At 40.9% G+C, this 21,377-nt stretch carries 19 protein-coding genes; 12 read left to right on the top strand and 7 right to left on the bottom strand.

Annotated elements, in window-relative coordinates; translation table 11 throughout:
- Positions 1-10 precede the first annotated feature (10 nt).
- Complete coding sequence (locus WKT12_RS08610; protein ID WP_340319427.1) at positions 11-1,231, bottom strand: N-acetylmuramoyl-L-alanine amidase family protein; 1,221 nt, start codon at positions 1,229-1,231, stop codon at positions 11-13.
- Between the two features lie 161 nt (positions 1,232-1,392).
- Here WKT12_RS08610 and WKT12_RS08605 point away from each other — a divergent pair, with 161 nt between their 5' ends.
- The 9 genes from WKT12_RS08605 to WKT12_RS08565 all read left to right on the top strand — a co-directional run bounded on the left by WKT12_RS08605 (position 1,393) and on the right by WKT12_RS08565 (position 9,515).
- On the top strand, positions 1,393-2,343 hold the full coding sequence (locus WKT12_RS08605) for a transporter (protein WP_340319426.1): 951 nt from the start codon (positions 1,393-1,395) through the stop codon (positions 2,341-2,343).
- Between the two features lie 178 nt (positions 2,344-2,521).
- The gene (locus tag WKT12_RS08600; protein ID WP_004315367.1) at positions 2,522-3,715 is read left to right on the top strand and encodes a site-specific integrase; all 1,194 of its coding nucleotides are present in this window, start codon (positions 2,522-2,524) and stop codon (positions 3,713-3,715) included.
- A 111-nt stretch (positions 3,716-3,826) separates the two neighbouring features.
- The gene (locus WKT12_RS08595) at positions 3,827-4,750 is read left to right on the top strand and encodes a hypothetical protein (RefSeq protein WP_004315366.1); all 924 of its coding nucleotides are present in this window, start codon (positions 3,827-3,829) and stop codon (positions 4,748-4,750) included.
- Positions 4,751-4,881: 131 nt separating this feature from the next.
- Complete coding sequence (locus tag WKT12_RS08590; protein ID WP_005802192.1) at positions 4,882-5,169, top strand: helix-turn-helix domain-containing protein; 288 nt, start codon at positions 4,882-4,884, stop codon at positions 5,167-5,169.
- Between the two features lie 5 nt (positions 5,170-5,174).
- Positions 5,175-6,248 (top strand): AAA family ATPase, encoded by a 1,074-nt coding sequence (locus tag WKT12_RS08585; protein WP_004315364.1) that lies wholly within the window; start codon positions 5,175-5,177, stop codon positions 6,246-6,248.
- A gap of 162 nt (positions 6,249-6,410) precedes the next feature.
- The gene (locus WKT12_RS08580; RefSeq protein WP_004315363.1) at positions 6,411-7,376 is read left to right on the top strand and encodes a toprim domain-containing protein; all 966 of its coding nucleotides are present in this window, start codon (positions 6,411-6,413) and stop codon (positions 7,374-7,376) included.
- Positions 7,377-7,521: 145 nt separating this feature from the next.
- Positions 7,522-7,905 carry a MobC family plasmid mobilization relaxosome protein gene (locus tag WKT12_RS08575; protein ID WP_004315361.1) on the top strand — a complete coding sequence of 128 codons (384 nt, stop codon included), beginning with the start codon at positions 7,522-7,524 and terminating at the stop codon, positions 7,903-7,905.
- Complete coding sequence (locus tag WKT12_RS08570; RefSeq protein WP_004315360.1) at positions 7,871-8,791, top strand: relaxase/mobilization nuclease domain-containing protein; 921 nt, start codon at positions 7,871-7,873, stop codon at positions 8,789-8,791. Before WKT12_RS08575 ends, WKT12_RS08570 begins: the two co-directional genes overlap by 35 nt.
- 4 nt (positions 8,792-8,795) lie before the next feature.
- Positions 8,796-9,515: a hypothetical protein gene (locus WKT12_RS08565; RefSeq protein ID WP_103877822.1), complete on the top strand. Its 720-nt coding sequence runs from the start codon at positions 8,796-8,798 to the stop codon at positions 9,513-9,515.
- Between the two features lie 52 nt (positions 9,516-9,567).
- Here WKT12_RS08565 and WKT12_RS08560 read toward each other — a convergent pair whose 3' ends face one another.
- The 6 genes from WKT12_RS08560 to WKT12_RS08535 form a co-directional block, all read right to left on the bottom strand.
- Positions 9,568-9,900: a helix-turn-helix domain-containing protein gene (locus WKT12_RS08560; protein WP_008997282.1), complete on the bottom strand. Its 333-nt coding sequence runs from the start codon at positions 9,898-9,900 to the stop codon at positions 9,568-9,570.
- A 130-nt stretch (positions 9,901-10,030) separates the two neighbouring features.
- Positions 10,031-10,450 carry an RteC domain-containing protein gene (locus tag WKT12_RS08555; RefSeq protein ID WP_008770715.1) on the bottom strand — a complete coding sequence of 140 codons (420 nt, stop codon included), beginning with the start codon at positions 10,448-10,450 and terminating at the stop codon, positions 10,031-10,033.
- Entirely contained in the window at positions 10,404-10,643 is a 240-nt protein-coding gene (locus WKT12_RS08550; protein ID WP_004315356.1) for a hypothetical protein, read from the bottom strand. The genes WKT12_RS08555 and WKT12_RS08550 overlap by 47 nt, the downstream gene beginning before the upstream one ends.
- Positions 10,644-10,674: 31 nt before the next feature.
- Entirely contained in the window at positions 10,675-11,607 is a 933-nt protein-coding gene (locus tag WKT12_RS08545) for a helix-turn-helix transcriptional regulator (protein ID WP_004315355.1), read from the bottom strand.
- Complete coding sequence (locus WKT12_RS08540; RefSeq protein WP_004315354.1) at positions 11,604-12,230, bottom strand: Type 1 glutamine amidotransferase-like domain-containing protein; 627 nt, start codon at positions 12,228-12,230, stop codon at positions 11,604-11,606. The genes WKT12_RS08545 and WKT12_RS08540 overlap by 4 nt, the downstream gene beginning before the upstream one ends.
- 125 nt (positions 12,231-12,355) lie before the next feature.
- Positions 12,356-12,550, bottom strand: a complete 195-nt coding sequence (locus WKT12_RS08535; RefSeq protein WP_049129949.1) for a DUF6597 domain-containing transcriptional factor — start codon at positions 12,548-12,550, stop codon at positions 12,356-12,358.
- A gap of 1,152 nt (positions 12,551-13,702) precedes the next feature.
- On the opposite strand from WKT12_RS08535, the gene WKT12_RS08530 reads away from it, so the two are divergent.
- From WKT12_RS08530 to WKT12_RS08520, 3 genes are all read left to right on the top strand, one after another.
- Positions 13,703-16,042, top strand: coding sequence for a glycoside hydrolase family 20 protein (locus tag WKT12_RS08530; protein ID WP_340319425.1), 2,340 nt, complete (start codon positions 13,703-13,705; stop codon positions 16,040-16,042).
- Positions 16,043-16,049: 7 nt separating this feature from the next.
- Positions 16,050-18,110 (top strand): glycoside hydrolase family 20 protein, encoded by a 2,061-nt coding sequence (locus tag WKT12_RS08525; RefSeq protein ID WP_340319424.1) that lies wholly within the window; start codon positions 16,050-16,052, stop codon positions 18,108-18,110.
- A gap of 182 nt (positions 18,111-18,292) precedes the next feature.
- Entirely contained in the window at positions 18,293-21,376 is a 3,084-nt protein-coding gene (locus tag WKT12_RS08520) for a SusC/RagA family TonB-linked outer membrane protein (protein ID WP_340319423.1), read from the top strand.
- The last annotated feature ends 1 nt before the right edge of the window (position 21,377 follow it).

Here is a 21,377-nt window from a genome sequence, read left to right as displayed (position 1 = left end):
TTCTTTTTTGTTATCTGTTTTTCTTAAATTCTCTGATAGCTTGGTTGATATTCATTTTTTCGCCATTCTTGAATGCTATGATAAAAGCATCTTTGAATTTGCTGTCTACTTTATTGCGTTTCAGCCGAAGTATCCGGTTGTAGTCTGTACCTTCTCCGTAGGTATACTTATAGATTCCGTTTTCCTTATAATAACTTACGGGAGAAAGACCTTTAAAGAGTCTGCTTCTCGATGGAAGTACTCTGTCGGATGTAAGAATCTGTATTTTAAATACAGGCTTGGCTGTTTGAGCTTTTTCTGTCGGTCGAGATGACTTTTGTACAGAAGCCTGTTCTGAAACCATTTCTTCACTTGGCAGCGTTTCTGCATATTCCTGCTGTGGTGCCGACTGTTCGGTTATAGTATCTTCTTCCGGTTTGCTGGCTGGTAATGCAGACGTGGTACTTTTCTGGCTGCGCTGTTTATAGTTGAGGAACGCTTGATAGATGCTTTGTGCCAATGCCGACGAGCCGTTTTCTGAAAGCAGATATGCTTCTTCTCCGGGGTTGGTGATATATCCAAGTTCAATCAATACGCTGGGCATGGATGTTTCCCGAAGTACCAGAAATCCAGCCTGATGCACTCCTTTGTCTGCGCGGCGAGCGTTTTGGCGGAACTGCTGCTGTATCATGGTTGCGAAACTGACACTTTGTGACATATACTTATCTTGCAGAAATTCGAAGATAATGTAACTTTCTGCCGAATTAGGGTTGAATCCGGCATAACGTTGCTTGTAATCATCTTCTATCAGGATTACCGAGTTTTCTTTTTTGGCGACCTCCAGGTTTTCCTGAGTGCGGTGTAGTCCTAACGTATAAGTTTCCGTTCCACAGACTTTGCTGCTTCGTGAGGCGACGGAATTGGTATGTATTGAGATGAATAAGTCGGCTTTTGCGTTATTTGCTATTTCTGCTCTTGTATGCAGCGGTACGAATATATCTTTCTTGCGGGTATAAACGACTCGCGTGTTGTTGCAGTTGTTTTCGATGAGCCGACCCAGTTTTAATGCAACATTCAGGTTGATGTTCTTTTCGCGTCCGCGTCTGCCTATCGCTCCGGGGTCATTTCCTCCGTGTCCCGCATCGATGACTACGGTGAACTGCTTCTGAGAGGCTCCCTGTACGTGCTCGGGCAGGCCGGATATCAGTAAGATACAGATGATGCAAAGTATGTTGAATGTATTCTTTTTCATATGGCTTATTCGTTGCAAAGGTAATAGTTTTTTTGTACTCTGTCTTCATTTAAGGAGATAAGAATTAACTAATCAGTAGATAACGCCTATAAAAACAATTAAAAATACAATATGTTTTATGGGTTTTGTGTAATTTTGCCGTTCGTTAAATCAGAACATTTATGTTACAGTTTATAAAAAATTGGACACTTCCTCTTGCCATGCTTGCCGGAGTTATCGGATATTTTTGCTTTGCGACCTTCGATTTTCTGGCTCCTGCCAAGCCCCTTGTAAAGGTAATGATAGCATGGCTCACTCCTTTTCTTATTTTTGCCCAGCTGTTGTTGACCTTCTGTAAGGTGGAAGTAAAGGAACTTGTTCCGCAGCGCTGGACTGTATGGCTGCTGCTTATCCAGTTTGTTTCTTGTGTCGTAATCGCATCTTTACTGCTTTTTCTGCCGCTGAATGAATATTGGAGTGTAGCACTGGAAGGAACTATGGTCTGTTTGATTTGCCCTACTGCCACAGCTGCTGCTGTCATTACCGGAAAACTGGGAGGAAGTGCGGCTTCGCTGACCACTTATACGTTGTTGTCGAATCTGCTGGCAGCCGTCATTGTGCCGCTGGTTTTTCCGTTGGTTGAACCTTCGGATATGGCTTTTGGAGAATCTTTTCTGCGTATTTTAGGTAAAGTGTTCCCGTTGCTGCTGTTTCCTTTCTTTACCGCTGTGCTGTTGCGTCGTTTCTGTCCTCCGGTACATCGCTTTTTAGTGAGCCTGAAAGATATGGCATTTTATTTATGGGCATTGGCTTTGATTATCGTAATGGGGCAGACTACGAAATCGGTTGTTGAAGGGGATACCTCCATGGGTGAGGAATTTCTGATAGCACTGTTGGCACTTGTCGCTTGTTGTCTTCAGTTTTGGGCTGGAAAGAATATCGGGGGTATGTATTCCGACCGTATCAGCGGCGGACAGGCATTAGGGCAAAAAAATACGGTCTTGGCCATATGGATGGCATGTACATATTTGAATCCCGTTTCGGCAATAGCTCCTGGAAGTTATGTAGTATGGCAGAACATCATCAACAGCTGTCAGTTGTGGAAAAAGAGAAAAAATGAGATAAAATATTGAACATAAGATATTGATATTTAGTATTTTATGTTTGTTGAATGTAATTTCCTTTATTTTCCTTATTTTCTTGTTTAGTCTAATAAATGCCTTTATTTTGTTACTATTTTGTTACCTGTATTCATTGAAGTAACAAAACAAATCGCTATATTTGTATCGGTAACAAAATAAGAACATAATTATGGCGAAGAAAAAACAAGAAGTTAAATTGAAAGAACCTGTAAGGATTAGATTCAAGCAGCTTGCCAATGGCAACCAGTCTATTTATTTGGACTACTATACAGGTGATGTTATTAGAAAAGAAAATTATGTTGGCGGTAAACGGCAATATGAATTTTTGAAATTATACCTTATACCCGAAAAGACAAGAGAGGATAAGGCAAAGAACGAAGCTACGTTGGCTCTTGCAAAAGCTATTCAAAGCAAGCGGATAGTAGAGTTGCAAAATGATGCACACGGCTTTCAGAACACCAACAAGTCAAAAGCGAATGTGATTGATTATTTAATGAACATGAGAAGCCAATCTAAAGAACGTGGCAGCTTGAACTATGAAAAGACCGTTGGTAATACCATTCGTGAACTAAAATTGTTCAGAGGGGATTATATCGCTTTTCGTGATATAGATAAGGACTTCTTGAATAGCTTTGTGGATTTCTTGAAACAAGCGAAGAAAGCAAGCAAGTTTGGTTTGTTAAAGGCTGGGGGTGTATTAAGTAATAATTCCGTTATTGCTTACTATGGGGTGCTGCGTACCGCTATAAATAGAGCCTATAAAGAGGGGATTATTACGGTCAATCCAACGAAAGAGTTTGATTTTGCCAGTAAGGTAAAAGCGGAAGTCAGCCGCAGGGAGTATTTGACAATAGAGGAATTGAAGCGGCTTATCGGGACAGAGTGCAAGTATGAGATAATGAAACAAGCCTTTCTTTTCAGTTGTTTGTGTGGACTGCGTGTAAGCGATATAAGAAAATTGAAGTGGAACGATTTGCAGAAAAGCGGTGAAAGAATAAGAATTGAAATAAAGATGCAGAAAACAAAAGAACCGCTTTATCTGCCTATATCCGATGAAGCGTTAAAGTGGTTGCCGCAACAAAATGAAGCAAAAGGCGATGATTTGATTTTTCCTTTGACGCATGAGGGAACTATAAATAAAATACTTCAAAAATGGGCGAAAGACGCAGGGATTATTAAGCATATCTCGTTTCATGTTGCCCGGCATACCCATGCTACCATGATGCTTACATTGGGGGCTGACTTGTACACAGTTAGCAAATTGTTAGGACATAAAAATATTGCCACAACTCAAATTTATGCGAAGATTGTCGATAAGAAAAAAGAAGAAGCTATAAGTTTGATACCGAATTTGACGGACTGATTTAAAAAGAAAGTATGGTTATATCACAGTTACCGTACTTTCTTTCTTTTTTTGTCTTTGTTTAGCCGGAAAAATATATCTTTGTTTCTACTAACTGAAACATAGATTATTATGACAGAAGAAGAACTGAAAATAAAATTCGACCATATACAAGGTATATTCAATCGCTGTATCAATCATGCCAGCCAAGTTATGATAGATAATATTGCCTCTAAGTCCTTATATTTCGACGAAGAACAGGCAGATAAACTGGAACAGCAAGAATATGTTCGTACCGCTGATGAGTTGGTGCAGTTATATATTCGTTATTCTGTGTTGAATGATATTCAATATTTTTATTCTGTATCTGATTTCTTTTGGGAAAGCGGTTTTTATGAATCCTTGAAATCCGATGAGAAAAGAAAATACATGTCGTTTAATCCTCTTTCATTTGATTATTCCCGGTATGAGCAAGATAATACGGTTTATGATGAAGAACTGCCTTATTTTTCCGTAATAGTTAAAACTGTTGTATTGGAAAAATATTCTGCGTACTTGCGAAAAAAGAAAGAAAGTAAGGTGCAAGCGGAAATGCAGCCACAACAGAAAGAGCCGCAACCAATTCAAGATAAATGCCAAGAGCCTAAAATTATCTCCCATATTGCTGAAACAGAAAATCCGTTTAAGTCTATTTTAAACGACAGACAAATAGCATTGTTGGTGGATTGTATCAATGAAGTGGAAATTTTCAATGCTCCTATGACTTTTGAAGATTTGAAAGCAATACTTTCCTGTAAGCCAAAAGTTATATTTAGGTCTAATAACAACAGGCAGGTAGCTTTTCTTTTTTCGGAATTAAGCAATCGTGGTTTGATAACACCTAACTGGCAATCTGTTATAGCAAAGAATAAGTTGTTTGTTACGAAGAATATAAAGAAAGATAAATATCTGAATCAAGGTGATTTAGCCACAGCCGCCAATTATGTAAAAGGGGTGGAACATGAAAAAGATTATGTAACCATCAGCAATTATATCAAACAACTGAAAAAACTTTAAGAATAGGTTAATACCTCAAACATAGCTTAATCCACTATCAAGCTATTCCTCAATACTTTTGCCCCCGTAATCGATTACAAGAAACTGGAGGGCATGCACTCCATATTGTCTAACGCAAATACTTTTGTTATATGGAAACAAGTATTGAGAAGCGAGTTGCAGAACTCGAAAATTTAGTGTTCCTTTCAAAGAATGTGCTTAGTTTTGATGAAGCGAGCAAGTTCTTGAACCTTTCAAAAAGTTACCTGTACAAGCTGACTTCGGGTAACTTGATACCCCATTACAAGCCGCAGGGCAAAATGCTTTATTTTGAGAAAGCGGAATTAGAAGCGTGGTTGCGTCAGAACCCGGTGAAGACGCAGGCGCAGATAGAGCAGGAAGCGCAGAAATATATCCTTAACCGTCCCTTAAAGAAATAGCGGCTATGGAAAATAGAAAAGCGACAGAAGCCGGGCAGGATGTCACCATGCAGAAAGAGGATTTTGCAGCCCTTTGGAAAACCATCCATCTAAAGGTGACGGACACTTACGAAGTGCCGCCCGAAATACTCTGGGTGAACGGCTCTACCATTGGCACGCTGGGTAATTTCAGCGCATCCACAGGAAAAGCCAAGAGCAAAAAGACATTCAACATTTCCGCCATCGTTGCGGCGGCGTTGAAGAATGACGAGGTACTGAAGTATTCGGCATATCTGCCACCGAACAAGCGGAAAATCCTCTATGTAGATACCGAGCAGAGCAAATACCATTGCCATAAGGTCATGGAGCGTATTTTGCGACTTGCCGGACTGCCTACCGACAAGGACAGGGACGATTTTGTTTTCATCGTGCTAAGGGAGCAGACCCCCGACAAGCGGAAACAGATTATCGGCTATATGCTTGAAAATATGCCCGATGTGGGGTTGCTCATCATTGACGGAATCCGTGACTTGATGTATGACATCAACAGCCCCAGCGAATCAACCGACCTAATCAACCTCTTGATGCGCTGGTCAAGCGGATATAACCTGCATATCCACACTGTTCTGCATTTGAATAAGGGGGATGACAACACAAGGGGGCATATCGGTACGGAACTGAACAACAAGGCTGAAACCGTCCTGCAAATCACGAAAAGCCAGCAGGACGGCAACATAAGCGAGGTAAAGGCGATGCACATACGTGACCGGGAATTTGACCCGTTCGCATTCCGTATCAATGACAACGCTTTACCCGAAATCGTGGATGATTATGTATTCCAACAACCTAAGCAGGACAGGAACTTTTCGCTTACGGAACTGACTGAACAGCAACACCGGGAAGCGTTGGAGAACGGTTTCGGCAAGCAGGTGGTACAAGGCTATTCCAATGTCATAGCGGCATTGAAACAGGGTTATGCGAGTATCGGTTACGAGCGTGGACGCAATGTTCTTGTGTCGCTTAACAAGTTTCTTGTGAACAAGCGCATGATTGTGAAAGAGGGCAAGGGCTACCGCTATAATCCCGATTTCCATTATTAAAAGTCAGTTTGGTTTAGTCCGGGTGTATATACAAGAGGAACGGACTTACTATTTCCCAGTATCGGAACAGGCAGGTTTAGTATGGTACGGGTGTATATATAACGGACTAAACAGGACTGGTGCACTTTTCAACTATTTTTTAATCCCCAAAAAGAAAATGTTATGAACATCGAAGATGTGAAACAAATACCCATCGCAGACTATCTGCACAGTTTAGGTTACTCTCCTGTCAAGCAGCAGGGTAACGGTTTATGGTACAAATCACCGTTAAGGGAGGAACACGAACCGTCTTTCAAGGTGAACACTGACCGCAACCTTTGGTATGACTTTGGCGCAGGCAAGGGCGGCAACATCATCGCACTGGCAAAGGAACTCTATTGTTCAGACAGCTTGCCATACCTTTTAAACCGGATAGCGGAACAGACACCGCACGTCCGTCCGGTCAGTTTTTCTTTTCCCCAGCGTAGGACAGAACCGAGCTTCCAGCATTTGGAAGTCCGTGACCTTATCCATCCGGCATTGCTCCGTTATTTGCAGGGACGGGGTATCAATGTCGAACTGGCAAAAAGAGAATGTAAGGAACTCCATTTTACCAATAACGGCAGACCGTTCTTTGCTATCGGTTTCCCGAACATGGCAGGAGGTTACGAGGTTCGCAATTCCTTTTTCAAAGGCTGCATTGCCCCGAAAGACATCACCCATATACGGCAGCAGGGAGAGCCGAGAGAGAAGTGTTTGGTATTCGAGGGGTTTATGGACTATCTTTCTTTCCTCACGCTCCGGATGAAGAACTGCCCGACCATGCCCGACCTTGACAGACAGGACTATGTCATTCTTAATTCGACTGTCAACGTGCCGAAAGCCATTGACGTGCTGTACCCGTATGAACGCATCCACTGTATGCTTGACAATGACAAGGCTGGATATGAAGCGACACGGGCTATCGAATTGGAATACTCCTACCGTGTGCGTGACTTCTCGCACAATTATAGGGGATATTCGGACTTGAACGATTATCTGTGCGGCAGGAAGCAGGAACAGAAAAACGAAGCCAGCCAAGTGCAGGAAACGAAGCAGGAAACCGGACAACGTGCCGCCTCAAGACAAAAGAGAGGCAGGGGCATTTAATCCGGCAGGACTATCAACGGCTGGCGGTTTATTTGGAGAGCAAGGTTATGTTTCGGTAAACCGAAACTACCTTGCTTTGCTCACCGCAAAGAAAATTTCTCCCGTTGGTCGCAATTTTTAAGACACCATTCAAACGTAAAAAACCATGACGAGTATAAAGGACAAGCCGGGGGGACGTCCGGCAAAGAAACGGATAGAGAAGCAGCAACGGGTTGTCAGTACGAAACTGACCGAGTTGCAGTATTACGCCATCAGGAAGCGAGCCGGGGAAGCCGGGTTGCGTGTCAGTGAGTATGTAAGGCAGGCGGTTGTTTCGGCAGAGGTCATACCCCGGCTGAACAGGCAGGATGCGGACACCATCCGCAAACTGGCAGGGGAAGCCAACAACATCAACCAGTTGGCGCACCGGGCGAATGCCGGAGGTTTCGCACTGGTGGCGGTGGAACTGGTGAAGCTCAAAAACAGGATTATTGGAATCATAAACCATTTGTCGGATGATTGGAAAAATAAAAAAGGGAAGCGGTTTTAAGGGCTGTGTGAACTATGTGCTTGGCAAGGAGCAGGCGGTTTTGCTTCATGCGGACGGGGTTCTGACTGAAAGCCGGGGTGATATAATCCGCAGCTTCTGTATGCAGACCGGGATGAATCCCGATTTGAAGAAGCCTGTCGGACATATTGCGTTAAGTTATTCGACAGTGGATGCGCCCAAATTGACAGACGGGAAGATGGTACAACTTGCGCAGGAGTATATGCGTGAAATGAAAATCACCGATACGCAGTATATCATCGTGCGTCATCAAGACCGGGAACATCCGCACGTGCATATCGTGTTCAACCGCATAGACAATAACGGCAAGACCATTTCGGACAGGAACGATATGTACCGTAACGAACAGGTATGCAAGAAGCTGAAAGCCAAACACGGGCTTTATTTCGCTGGTGGAAAAGAACAGGTAAAGCAGCACCGACTGAAAGAGCCGGACAAGTCGAAATACGAGATTTACACGGCTGTGAAGAACGAAATCGGCAAATCCCGTAACTGGCAGCAGTTACAGGAGCGGTTAGCAGAAAAGGGTATTACCGTCCGGTTCAAACGAAAGGGACAGACCGACGAGATACAGGGCATATCCTTTTCCAAAGGTGAATACACGTTCAAGGGTTCGGAGATAGACCGGAGTTTCAGTTTTTCCAAACTGGACAAATGTTTCGGGTATGCAGGAATGAATGTTGCCGGAAGCCAACGGCAAACAACTTTCGCGCCCGTTCGGGAGCAAGCACTTGCACCGGGCAAGGCTGACAGTCCGTTGATAACTGGTTCGCTCGGTCTGTTTTCCGCTTCTTCTCCCCCAGTGGATGAAGAACCTAATTTTAATTTGAGAAAGAAGAAGAAAAAGAAAAAACAACTTAAACTGTAAAGACATGGAAGATAATTTGATTTTAGAGGGGCTTCTCTCTATGGTTACGGAACTGAAAGAGAAGCAGGAAGCACAGGCAACGCCAGCCAGTCGGGAGGAAACTCTCGAACGGCTGGGAGCAATCGAACAAGCGTTGTCGGAACTGCACAGTAATTCGGCTGTTCCCGAAGAAAAGTTGCGGGTTATTCAAAGCCAACTTGACGACATAAGGAGCAGGATGCAAGGTCAGCAGAAGAACATAGAGGACACCAAGAAAATAACATTGGAAACTTACCGTTGTTTCAAGGTAATGATTGATACTTTGGGCTCTTGCAAGACGGATAAAGAGGAAGCTACGCCCTTACCGTTCTATCAACGGATTTACAACAAGGTCACTTCTTGGATTCGTCCGGGATTGTTTGTTTTTTCGGCAGTGCTGGTCGTCTGTTCCGTTTCCATATTCTTGAATGTCCGTTTGGCTGAACGTATGCAGCAGTTGCAGGACAACGATATGAAATACCGCTATTTGCTGATGCAAGGACAGGCAGACGGGGAAACTTTTGATATGCTGGAAAACAAGTTCAAGTGGCAACGGGATAACGGTTTTATCCGAAGTTTGACCGATTCAGTGATGGATTTTGAATATCGCATCCAAAAGCAGGCAGAAGCACTGGAACGTGCAAGGCTGTTGAATGAGCAAGCCGAACAGCTAAAGAAAGAAGCCGATAAGTTGGGTAAGCCATAAGCAGGGAAAGTCGGAACAGATGAAGTACATTCACCGTTCCGGCTTTTCAGATTCACTTCTTTTTCTTCGTACAGTGTTCTTTCTCGAACTGGCGTAGCGTGGTGACGCTGAACCGTTCTTTAATAAACTCCCGGACATCGGAAGCCTTGTAATACACTTTTCCGCTGATAGTGAAGTAAGGCAGCGCACCGATAGCCCGGTAGCGTTGCAGAGTTTTGATACTTACTTTGAATAATAAACACAAGTCTTGATTATCCAATAGGTTGTCATCTTCGGGTAGTACCTTGTCCGCATTGCGTAGTACCCGTACATCCTTGCAGAGTTCTTCCAGCTTGGCGTACAGCTTCTGCATCCATACGCTGAAATCGTCATTGTCTATATACATGATTGCTTCATTTTTCTGATTATACATTCTTGTCTGTCAATCAATTGATGAAGCAAAGTTCAGAAAATAGGCGCAAAGAAATTACGGGGGAACTAATGGAATCCCCTATAAATAAATCATAAGTCACTGATTATCTATATCCTTTCTTGTCATGTTCCTTTTTGATAAGTTCTACCAATCCATTAAGAAACCCGGTCAGTTTGCCCGGCTTTCGTTTTATCACGTCCTCATGTTTTTGGTAACAGTCGCCTATCTTGATGTTGAACAGCCATTCAAAGGCTTTCGCCAAGTCCACCAAGTAGGCGGGCTTGCCGTTCTGATACACGATGTTTTTGGAGAGGAACAGACCGCTTACCATTTCCATGATGTTGATAAGGGTTGTCTTGTCTGCGAGATAGAGAGGGGAAAGGGGCTGTTTGTTGATACGTTGCTGTAGCTGTTCCGGGTATTTGATGCGCCACTCGATAAGGCGTATTTCAGTGTTCAAAAGTCCTATCGCTTCATCAATTAGATGCAGATGGGGCATTTTTTTCTTGCTCAAACCGTACACGATACGATTTAAGACGGTGCAAACCAAAGGAAAAATAACGTAGTAAAACGTTGTAATCCTGCTCATTGATACTAAAATTGGCTACATGGGTCGCCAATTCTTCGATAGCTTCTGCAAATTCAGATGCAGACACTTTACGTTGTGAGCATTCCGACAATAAGCGGAAAAATCTTTGGTCGAATATTTTTTTCATTGAGTCGATTAAAAATACTATTTGACAGCAATCAAATAGAAATGTTATTGATAATATTTTTAACTTCATATTTTAAAGAATCTGGTCTTATTATAGTTGCACTATCTGCAAAAGACAGATACCAATGTGCAAACTTACTGATTGAAAATGTTAGAAAATGAAGTTCAAACATATCCCCTATCTCTTTCTCAGATGTTAATCCGTAATAATATTTATCATCATTCATTATGGAGGTTTTATTCTTTTCTATTCTTATAACGATTTCATGTAATTTTTCTTTATCGTAAAACTCGCGTATGAATTTTTCCAAAGGAGGATGCTCCCGTGATTGTAATTCATTAAGAATGTGCATTTTTTGAATTCTATCTATCCGAAATGTAAGATAGATTTCTTTGGGAAGATAAAAGCCTATTAGATACCAGTTAGTTCTCGAAAAGAAAATTCCAACAGCTTCAATCTTTCGTTCTGAAACACTTAACGCATTACTTCCCAAATAAGATATTTCAATAATTCTTTTTTGGTATATACTTTGTAAAATAAGTAAAAGAATATCAGGTTTATAGGTCGATGATTTATAAGTATCCAATACAGACATGCACTTTTCCATTGTTTCTAACATATTTTTGTCTGCAAAACGCATGACAGACCTAATCTTTTCTATTCCAGACTTATAATGTTCGTTGCTATTTGAATCAGTTAGTTCATGTACTAATTTCTCTGCAATCAAAAAGGACAAAGCCTCTTTTTGAGTAAACATTAGAGGAGATAATTTGAATCCTTCTGCAAGTGAATAACCAATACCGGGATTTCCTATGATAGGAATGCCTGCCTCTTCCAATGTTCTTATATCTCGATATACAGTGCGAATGCTTATATTAAAACGTTCTGAAATTTGCTGTGCTTTCACTAACGAGTGCGATTGTAACTGAATCAATATAGCAGAAATACGGTCTATTCTATTCATTTTGCATCTTTAATTTGAATATTTGAATCTTCAATAATAACAGCTTGTTTATTACTTATAGGAATAAGCTGCAACTTCTCATTATATAGTTGAACTATCTTTTCACCTTTTTTCTTGAATGGAAAATTTCCATAATGGGGAATCGTATAAAAATCGACCAAATCTAAAGAAGTACAGTCTTTCAATTCAGGAGCCTTTTCTATTGGATCAAAATTCACACTTCTCATATATTCTGCATCGGGAGAGGCTATTATTGCTCCGGCAGATTCCCCAATATACAGTTTACCCAATTTCACTTGTTTAGATATAATTTTATCAACACCTTTTCTTTTTAACTCTTGCAAAAGGAAAAATGTATTTCCACCTGTTATGTAGATATAATCGCATTTATGTAATATAGAAGATATTTCCTCTTTGGGCAGTTGGGTAATCTCGACTTCTTCAACAATCATTCCTGCTTCTTCTAAAGCCTTTTTCCCCTTTTTTACATAGAATCGTATTGGTTCTGTAAGGCTTGCAGTTGGTATAAAAGCTATAATTTTCCCTTGCAAATCTTCTTTGGCACAATCGACAAATAGATTAGCAACATCAGCAAATGATGAGCATAAAAATAATCTTTTCATATTCTATAATATTAAGTTGAATACTTTTTGATACAAAGATAGCGTCTTCTATGACAGCCCTATGTCAGTAAGTCTAAATATTGAAGAGTTTTTTTCATCAAAACAATCCATTATTGAAATTTACCCTATTTGTAATGTGGCTGCGTTCCCTTATGAAAAGAAGAAATAATTTTGTTCCCTTTATGAAAAACAAGTGCTACACAACCTGCCGGGATAGAACGTTGAAAGCCTTGCTTTACATCATCTATCCTTAAAAGCCAATATTGCTTTATATAAGGAGCGAGCAATTTGGTAGGTTGTATTACTTGAATTTTCTCCATTCTGTTTTAATTATCAAACAAAAGTAAGATTTCTTAGATAGATATTAGGTGTAAAAAAGGGACATTCTAATTAAAACATCCAAATATCTGTTACCTAAATCATTCAAAGTTCTCTGCATTGGAAGATATGTCATAGATAAGTTGAAAAAGTTATTATAAACACAAGTTTAGTTTGTGTTTTTGTCTATATATCCAAAACGGACTAAACTAATTTCTATTGACAGCAAATTATATATGCTGGCGAAAAGAAAAACAGTATTCTTCTTTTCGCCAGTTTTGCTTTTATGGTTAGAGAGCTTTTGTTACCTTTGCACATGAAGCCCACCGCAAAGCGATTTCTTCGTTTTTTTTGTTACTATTTTGTTACCCACTATTAGTAATAGGTGGGCTTTTACTTTGATAATCAGAGCTATATTATGCTGTATGTATAATGTGTGGCAGAATATCATCAATAGCTGGCAACTTTGGAAAAAGAGAAAGAACGGTTAAGCATGTACTCGGCGTATAACGACGGTTCCTTTTACGGAACTTATAAAAAAGATGACCCGGGAAGTCTTGGTAGAACCCTGAATCTTTGAAATTATATATTATATAAATAAGGTGTAGCGTTTGGCGGGTTAGTGTTATTAGTTAAGCTTGGTCGGGTAACACTTGCCGCGAGGCTTTCGGATGTCGTTCGGCGTTCTTTTTATTACATAGTGACATTCCGTTGAAAATTTGTACAAAAAAAATAAGTTTTTGTACAAATTTTAAAAAAACGTCCAGACGTTTTCGGGAGAATAATCAGAGGGATTTCGGCTAACGTCGTAATGTCGTTGTGATATGTTGCCGAAATATTGCTAAGCAGACGGTAAGGCAAGATACAAGTTGTATGGTTTACAACCTTTAACAAACTGTCTATATGACGGATAATTGTAGATATCTCATTCAATATGTTCTTATTTGGATAGCTTTGAAACTTATTTATAATTTGGGGAATACTTTTTCTTAGGATAAGTTCTTTTCATTTTAAAAATAAATTATCCGCAATTCTTAAAATATTTAATTAATAAATCCGACTTTCTAATATTATTCTTACCTTTGTAGAAGGTTGTTTTTGAAATAATGAAACAAATGCCTATATTTAGTTATACTTAAATCTTATCTTGCCCTATGAAAGGAATTTCATTTAGCTTCATAAGCTTGTGTTGCGTTTTTCTGTCGAGTTATCTCGTATCGTGTTCCCCAAAAGAAACATTAAATTCTGATTATGAGGTGATCCCTAAGCCTTTGGAGATAAACTGCAAAGGAAACTCTTCTTTTTTGTTGAAGGATGGAATAGCTGTTGTCTATCCGGAGAATAATGCAAAGATGCGTGACAACGCTGAATTTCTGGCAGACTATGTAGCTCGTCAGACGGGATTGAAGCTCACTCTTCGGGCAGGAATACCTGTTGATGGTGCCATATGCCTGACACTCGACCTGACCGACGATAATAAGGAAGCTTACAAACTGGTTGTAAACGATAAGCGGATTTGCATTTCCGGTGCTTCCGAAGCTGGAGTCTTTTATGGAATCCAGACATTACGCAAGTCGCTTCCCGTAGCCCGGCACATAAATGTAAATCTTCCGGCTGTTGAAATTTACGATAAACCTCGTTTTGCCTATCGAGGTGCCATGCTGGATGTGGCACGTCATTTCTTTACGGTAGACGAAGTGAAGACTTTTATAGATATGTGCGTGCTGCACAATATAAATCGGTTTCACTGGCATCTTACTGACGACCAGGGATGGCGTATCGAAATAAAGAAGTACCCTAAACTGATGTCGGTTGCTTCTCAGCGAAAGCAGACGGTTGTAGGACGTTGGTGTAGTGGCGTGTATGATGGAACTCCCTATGGAGGTTATTATACTCAGGAAGAAGTTCGCGACATTGTCGATTATGCTGCCAAGCGTTATGTTACAATTATTCCGGAAATAGACCTGCCGGGCCATATGCAGGCTGCCCTTACTGCCTATCCTGAGCTGGGATGTACGGGAGGACCTTATGAGGTGAGAGAAACATGGGGCGTATCGGATGATGTGCTGTGTGTAGGAAACGATTCTACGTTGCAGTTTGTGAAAGATGTCTTGTCCGAAGTAGCCGATATGTTTCCTTCGGAATACATTCATATAGGTGGTGATGAATGTCCGAAGGTACGCTGGGCAAAATGTCCGAAGTGCCAGGCTCGTATAAAGGCATTGGGCCTGAAGTCGGATGCAAAGCATACCAAAGAGGAACGTCTGCAAAGCTATATGATTCATGAGGCGACGAAATGTCTGAATGAAAAAGGCAAACAGATTATAGGTTGGACGGAAATACTGGAAGGCGGACTGGTTCCCGGTGCAACTTTGATGTCGTGGATTGGTGAAAGTGGCGGCATCGAAGCGGCTCATCAGTACCATGATGTTATTATGACGCCCAATACTTATTTGTATTTCGATTATTATCAGTCGAAACAGGTAGAAGACGAGCCTCTGGCTATCGGTGGATACTTGCCGATAGAAAAAACATATAGCTACGAGCCTATGCCGAAAGAACTCAATAAGGAAGAGCAACAATATATAAAAGGTGTACAGGCAAATTTGTGGACCGAATATATTCCTTCATTCAGTCAGGTGCAGTATATGACTCTTCCCCGTATGGGAGCCTTGGCAGAAGTGCAGTGGAGCGACCCGTCGCGTAAAGACTATAAAGATTTTCTTACCCGTATACCTCGGCTTACGGCTATATACGATTGTTACGGCTGGAATTATGCTACACATGTCTTCGATGTAAATGTAGATATAAAGGCCGATACGGCGAAACATGTCCTGAATGTACAGTTGGGTACTATGGCCGACGATCCGATTTATTATACACTCGACGGTCAGGATCCTACTGAAAAATCCGCAAAATATACGGGTCCGTTTACAATAGATAAAGATGCCATCCTGAAAACAATGGCTGTGCATCCATCGCGTACGAGCAAGATTTCTATCGATACAATCCGTTTCAATAAAGCTACGCTGAAACCTGTCAAGCTGCTTCAGCCCAATCAGGAAAACTTCACCCCCGACGGTCCGGTGGTGCTGGTCGACGGTCGTCACGGAAATCACAGTTTCGATACAGGAGCATGGGTAGCTGTTGCCGGCAATGACTTGGAGGCTGTTATTGATATGCAAGGCGAAACTACATTAAGTTCGGCCACCATTCATGTGTATGTCAGAAAAGATGCCTGGCTGTTCGATGCGAAGAAATTCTCGGTTGCCGTTTCCAGCGACGGGAAAAACTATAAAGAAGTTGCTTCACAAGATTATCCTGCCATGCAGCCTTCGGATGGCGATACCATTGCCGAGCATAAACTTTCGTTTGACCCTTGTAAGGCTGCTTTTGTTAAAATAAAAGTCGTAAGTGAGAAGCGTATGCCCGAATGGCATTTGAATGCGGGACTTACGCCGTTTTTGCTGGTTGATGAAATAAATTTAAATTAATAAGTATATGAAGAAAATCTCTCTGTTGTTTTTTATTGCTTGTGCAATGCTGCTGGTTGTCAGTTGCACGAAGAAAACTGATGTAGGCATAACACCGGAACCTCTTTCGTATTCGTTTGGGAAAGGTTCTTTTGAATGGAATAAAGATACTCGTATCATATTTAACGGCAGCAAGGACGCACAGACTATTGTGGAAACTGCATTTTCGGAAACCAGTTTTCCTGTATCGTTTGCAGCAGCTCAGCCCGGAAATAATTGCATTCAGCTGGAGCTGGCTGATTCTATCAGTGGGGTAACTTCTCCTGAAGCTTATTCGCTTCATGTAGGCGAGGATGGAGTAAAGATACAAGCTTTGTCGGAAGCCGGATTGTTTTATGGTGTACAGAGCTTGATACAGTTGGCAGAGCAGGGTGAGGGTTGCATACAGTCGGTAGATGTCTTGGATGAACCTCGCTTTCCGTATCGTGGTATCATGCTCGATGTATCCCGTCATTTCCGCTCGAAGGATTTTGTGAAAAAGCAGATAGACCTGCTTTCGCATTATAAGTTCAACAGACTGCATCTGCATCTTACCGATGCAGCGGGCTGGAGAATAGCTATTGATAAGTATCCGCGTCTGACTCAGTTTGCTGCCTGGAGAAAGGGTAAGACTTGGAAGGAATGGTGGAATGGTGACCGAGGTTATTGCGAAGAAACCGATCCGGAGGCTCAGGGGGGCTATTATACCAAAGATGATATCCGTGAAATGGTGGAGTACGCTCGTCAGCACTGTATTACAATTATTCCTGAAATAGAGATGCCTTCTCATTCGGATGAAGTCTTGACTGCTTATCCGGAATTGTCGTGTACGCATGAGCCGGGCAAACAGTCTGATTTCTGTGTCGGAAATGAGAAGACATTCGAGTTTCTTGAAGACGTTCTTACCGAAGTGATGGAACTGTTCCCTTCTGAATATATTCATATTGGAGGTGATGAGGCAGCGAAAAGTGCCTGGAAGACCTGTCCGTTGTGTCAGAAACGCATGAAAGAGGAAGGTTTGAAAGATGTAGATGAATTGCAAAGTTATCTGATACATCGTATTGAACGTTTCTTGAACGAACATGGACGTAGCTTGTTGGGATGGGATGAAATACTTCAGGGAGGTTTGGCTCCAAACGCAACCGTCATGTCATGGCGAGGTGAACAGGGTGGTATTGATGCCGCTTTGTCGGGACATCATGCAATAATGACTCCGGGTGAATATTGTTATTTTGACAGTTATCAGGATGCACCTTATTCTCAGCCTGAGGCTATCGGAGGATATTTGCCTTTGAGCAAGGTTTATTCTTATAATCCCGTGCCCGATTCGCTCAGCGCTGATAATCAAAAGATGATATTGGGAGTGCAAGCTAATGTATGGGCCGAATATATTCCTACTGACGAACATATGGAATATATGCTTTATCCACGTGCTATTGCTTTGTCGGAAGTGGCGTGGACTGCTCCTGAAAGAAAATCATGGGATTCTTTCCATGACCGGATCCTGAAGATTATTCCTCAGCTCAAGGCTAAAGGGTATAATGCTTTTGACTATGCTAAGGAAATAGGTAATAGAAAAGAGTACAACCAGCCAGTAGAACATTTGGCTGTTGGTAAGAAAGTTACTTTTAATATACCGTATTGGCCGAATTATCCGGCTAATGGAGAAAAGACATTGACCGATGGTTTGCGCGGAGGTTGGAATTATAATGATAAACGTTGGCTGGGATTTGCAGAAAATCATCGTATGGATGTAGTTATCGATTTAGAAAAGGTAACGAAGATTCATTCTGTTTCTGCCGATTTCATGCAGATTTGCGGACCTTATGTATTTATGCCATCTGAAGTTGTTATTTCTTCTTCTGTTGACGGAAAAGATTATACTCAGTTGACTGCTATCAAACATCAGGTACAAAAAGATGATTCTGTATCATTTAAAAAATTCGGTTGGGAGGGAGAGACTGATGCCCGTTATATCAGATATCAGGCTATGGCTGATTCTTTGTATAAGGATGGTATTCAGTTTGTTGACGAAATAATAGTAAAATAAGTTTATAACTTAAGTAATTTATTTTATTGTCTTATTTTTTTTAATAATTTAATTATGGCTAAAAATAAAGATAATTATTTTATGTTTTAAGTACATGCTAAATATAAAATAATTATCTTTGCCTCGCTTTAAGAAATAAAAGGATAGATACCTTTTTTTAATAACAAACTAAATCTTAATCTATGAAACGAAGTAAATTTTCAAAATTACTCTTGTTTTTGCTGATTGCCTCTGGATATAACGTAGCATCATATGCTACCGAAAGTGGTGTTTCAGTATCGAATGGATCGTTGTCATCAAGTTCTGTGGCAAAGGTCACCACAACAGGTCAAGTTGTTGATGCCAAGGGAGAACCTCTTATTGGTGTAAGTATTCTTGAGGTTGGCACGACTAATGGTACAATTACCGATATAGATGGTAATTTTACATTGTCAGTTAATGAAGGAGCAACACTTGAGATTTCCTATATTGGATACAAGACTCAGACTTTGCCAGCTCGTGCTAAATTAGGCCAAATTGTAATGAAAGAGGACACTGAGGTGTTGGATGAAGTTGTTGTAACAGCTTTGGGTATTAAACGTTCGCAGAAAGCATTGAGCTATAATGTGCAGGAAGTGAAAGGTGATGCTTTGACTGCTGTAAAGGATGCCAACTTCATGAACTCTTTGGCTGGTAAGGTTGCCGGTGTACAGATTAGTAGTGGTGCAACTGGTGCCGGTGGTGCAACTCGTGTTGTAATGCGTGGTATGAAATCTTTGACCAAAGATAACAATGCCTTGTATGTAATCGATGGTGTGCCTATGTTTAATACCGGAAGTAGCGGTGGTGAAGGACAGTTTGGTGAAATGGGTGGTTCGGATGCCGTAGCCGACTTGAACCCGGATGATATCGCCAGTGTCAGCATGATGACCGGTCCTTCTGCTGCAGCATTGTATGGATCTGCTGCTGCAAATGGTGTCGTTTTGGTAACAACTAAGAAAGGACAAACAGAACGTACTTCTGTTACTGTTTCAAATAGTACAACATTCTCGAAGGCGTATATCATGCCGGAAATGCAAAACCGCTATGGTACAAGTACCGGTTTGTTCAGCTGGGGAGAGTTGACTGATAGAAGATACGATCCGTCTGACTTCTTTAATACTGGAACAAATATTATTAACTCTATAGCTCTGTCTACAGGTAATGCTAAGAACCAGACTTATTTATCTGCTTCTACAACTAACTCTGATGGTATTTTGCCTAATAACAGCTATAATCGTTATAACTTTACAGCTCGTAATACGACTAACTTCCTGAATGATCGCCTGACATTGGATATCGGTGCTCAGTACATTATTCAGAATAATAAGAACATGGTATCACAAGGACAGTATTACAACCCGCTGCCAGCTTTGTATTTGTTCCCTCGCGGTGATAACTTCGATGAAATTCGTTTGTACGAACGTTATAACACCAATTATGGTTATATGGAACAGTACTGGCCTTATGGAGATGGAGGTATGTCTTTGCAGAACCCTTACTGGATTCAGAATCGTATTCTTCGTACTTCAGAAAAGAAACGTTATATGTTGAACGCTTCTTTGAAATGGAAAGTTACAGACTGGTTCAATATTACAGGACGTGTAAACTTGGATAACTCTGACTATCGTAACAGGGAAGAAAAGTATGCATCTACACTGACTACATTCTGTGGCTTGAGTGGTGGTTTGAAAGATGCAATGCGTCAGGAACGTGCTTTATATGCCGATGTATTGGGTTCAATTGACAAGACATTTGGAGAATTCCGTTTGAATGCCAACTTTGGTGGATCTATTTATCATACATCAATGAATGAATTGTCCATTGCAGGCGACTTGATTATCCCGAATTTCTTCCAAATGAACAATATCAATTTCTCTTCTAACTATAAGCCGGAGCCAAGTGGTTATACGGACGAAATTCAGAGTGTTTTTGCAAGTGCTGAATTGAGCTGGAGAAATCAGTTGTATTTGACATTGACTGGACGTAATGACTGGGATTCTAAATTGGCTTTTTCTAATCAGTCGTCATTCTTCTATCCTTCTGTTGGTTTGTCTGCTGTTTTGTCTGAAATGATGAGCCTTCCTGAATGGTTGACTTATGCAAAAGTACGTGGATCATATACAGTTGTTGCCTCTTCATTCGACCGTTTCTTGACAAATCCGGGTTATGAATATAACGGACAGACTCATAACTGGGAAAATCCGACCGTATTCCCTATGGATAATATGAAGCCGGAAAAGACTAAATCTTGGGAAGTTGGTTTAAACTTGAAGTTCTGGGAAAACCGTTTTAACTTAGACGCTACTTATTATCGTTCTAATACTTTAAATCAAACATTTAAGGTAGATATTCCTTCTTCATCTGGTTATAACAAAGCAATTGTACAGGCTGGTAATGTACAGAACCAAGGTCTTGAATTAGCTTTAGGTTTCCATGATGAATGGGCTGGATTCGGCTGGTCATCTAATGCAACATTTACTTTGAACCGTAACAAAGTAAAACGTTTGGCAAGTGGTAGTATTAACCCTGTAACAGGCGAAGAAATTCAGATGGATGAAATGTACGTTGGATGGTTGGGTAAGGAAAACGTTGCTCCTCGTGTTATCTTGACAGAAGGAGGTTCTATGACTGACATCTACGTATATAATCAGTTGACTCGTGATAATAATGGTAATATAGAAGTCGATCAAAACGGTAATATTAGCATGAACACTTCTTCTACTCCTACTAAAGTAGGTGATTTGGACGCTGATTTCAACTTGGGATGGACTAACCACTTTACTTATAAAGGTATTGATTTAGGTGTTGTACTGACAGCTCGTGTAGGTGGTCTTGCTTATTCTGCTACTCAGGGTATCTTGGATTATTACGGTGTATCAGAATCTTCTGCTACAGCTCGTGATAATGGTGGTGTACCTATTAATAATGGTATGGTAGAAGCTCAGAAATATTATCAGACCGTTGGTACTGGTGAAGGTGGTTATGGACGTTACTATTTGTATAGCGCTACAAACGTTCGTTTGCAGGAGTTAAGTTTGAATTATACTCTTCCTAAAAAATGGTTTAAGAATGTAGCAAATGTTACTTTAGGTTTAGTAGGACGTAACTTGTGGCTGATTTACTGCAAAGCTCCGTTTGACCCGGAACTTTCTGCATCTACTTCAAGTAACTACTATATGAACGTAGACTATTTTATGCAGCCGAGTTTGCGTAATATTGGCTTTAACGTAAAAGTTCAATTCTAAT

The sequence above is a fragment of the Phocaeicola sp. HCN-6420 genome, assembly GCF_037890145.1.
Lineage (GTDB): Bacteria > Bacteroidota > Bacteroidia > Bacteroidales > Bacteroidaceae > Phocaeicola.
This window is presented reverse-complemented; position numbering and strand designations above follow the sequence as displayed.

Coding starts and splice junctions, on each gene's coding strand:
- WKT12_RS08605 (WP_340319426.1), top strand. CDS start 1,393: ATGTTACAGTTTATAAAAAATTGGACACTTCCTCTTGCCATGCTTGCC.
- WKT12_RS08560 (WP_008997282.1), bottom strand. CDS start 9,900: ATGTATATAGACAATGACGATTTCAGCGTATGGATGCAGAAGCTGTAC.
- WKT12_RS08525 (WP_340319424.1), top strand. CDS start 16,050: ATGAAGAAAATCTCTCTGTTGTTTTTTATTGCTTGTGCAATGCTGCTG.
- WKT12_RS08585 (WP_004315364.1), top strand. CDS start 5,175: ATGGAAAATAGAAAAGCGACAGAAGCCGGGCAGGATGTCACCATGCAG.
- WKT12_RS08595 (WP_004315366.1), top strand. CDS start 3,827: ATGACAGAAGAAGAACTGAAAATAAAATTCGACCATATACAAGGTATA.
- WKT12_RS08545 (WP_004315355.1), bottom strand. CDS start 11,607: ATGAATAGAATAGACCGTATTTCTGCTATATTGATTCAGTTACAATCG.
- WKT12_RS08610 (WP_340319427.1), bottom strand. CDS start 1,231: ATGAAAAAGAATACATTCAACATACTTTGCATCATCTGTATCTTACTG.
- WKT12_RS08575 (WP_004315361.1), top strand. CDS start 7,522: ATGACGAGTATAAAGGACAAGCCGGGGGGACGTCCGGCAAAGAAACGG.
- WKT12_RS08535 (WP_049129949.1), bottom strand. CDS start 12,550: ATGGAGAAAATTCAAGTAATACAACCTACCAAATTGCTCGCTCCTTAT.
- WKT12_RS08600 (WP_004315367.1), top strand. CDS start 2,522: ATGGCGAAGAAAAAACAAGAAGTTAAATTGAAAGAACCTGTAAGGATT.
- WKT12_RS08540 (WP_004315354.1), bottom strand. CDS start 12,230: ATGAAAAGATTATTTTTATGCTCATCATTTGCTGATGTTGCTAATCTA.
- WKT12_RS08580 (WP_004315363.1), top strand. CDS start 6,411: ATGAACATCGAAGATGTGAAACAAATACCCATCGCAGACTATCTGCAC.
- WKT12_RS08570 (WP_004315360.1), top strand. CDS start 7,871: ATGATTGGAAAAATAAAAAAGGGAAGCGGTTTTAAGGGCTGTGTGAAC.
- WKT12_RS08565 (WP_103877822.1), top strand. CDS start 8,796: ATGGAAGATAATTTGATTTTAGAGGGGCTTCTCTCTATGGTTACGGAA.
- WKT12_RS08520 (WP_340319423.1), top strand. CDS start 18,293: ATGAAACGAAGTAAATTTTCAAAATTACTCTTGTTTTTGCTGATTGCC.
- WKT12_RS08530 (WP_340319425.1), top strand. CDS start 13,703: ATGAAAGGAATTTCATTTAGCTTCATAAGCTTGTGTTGCGTTTTTCTG.
- WKT12_RS08550 (WP_004315356.1), bottom strand. CDS start 10,643: ATGAAAAAAATATTCGACCAAAGATTTTTCCGCTTATTGTCGGAATGC.
- WKT12_RS08590 (WP_005802192.1), top strand. CDS start 4,882: ATGGAAACAAGTATTGAGAAGCGAGTTGCAGAACTCGAAAATTTAGTG.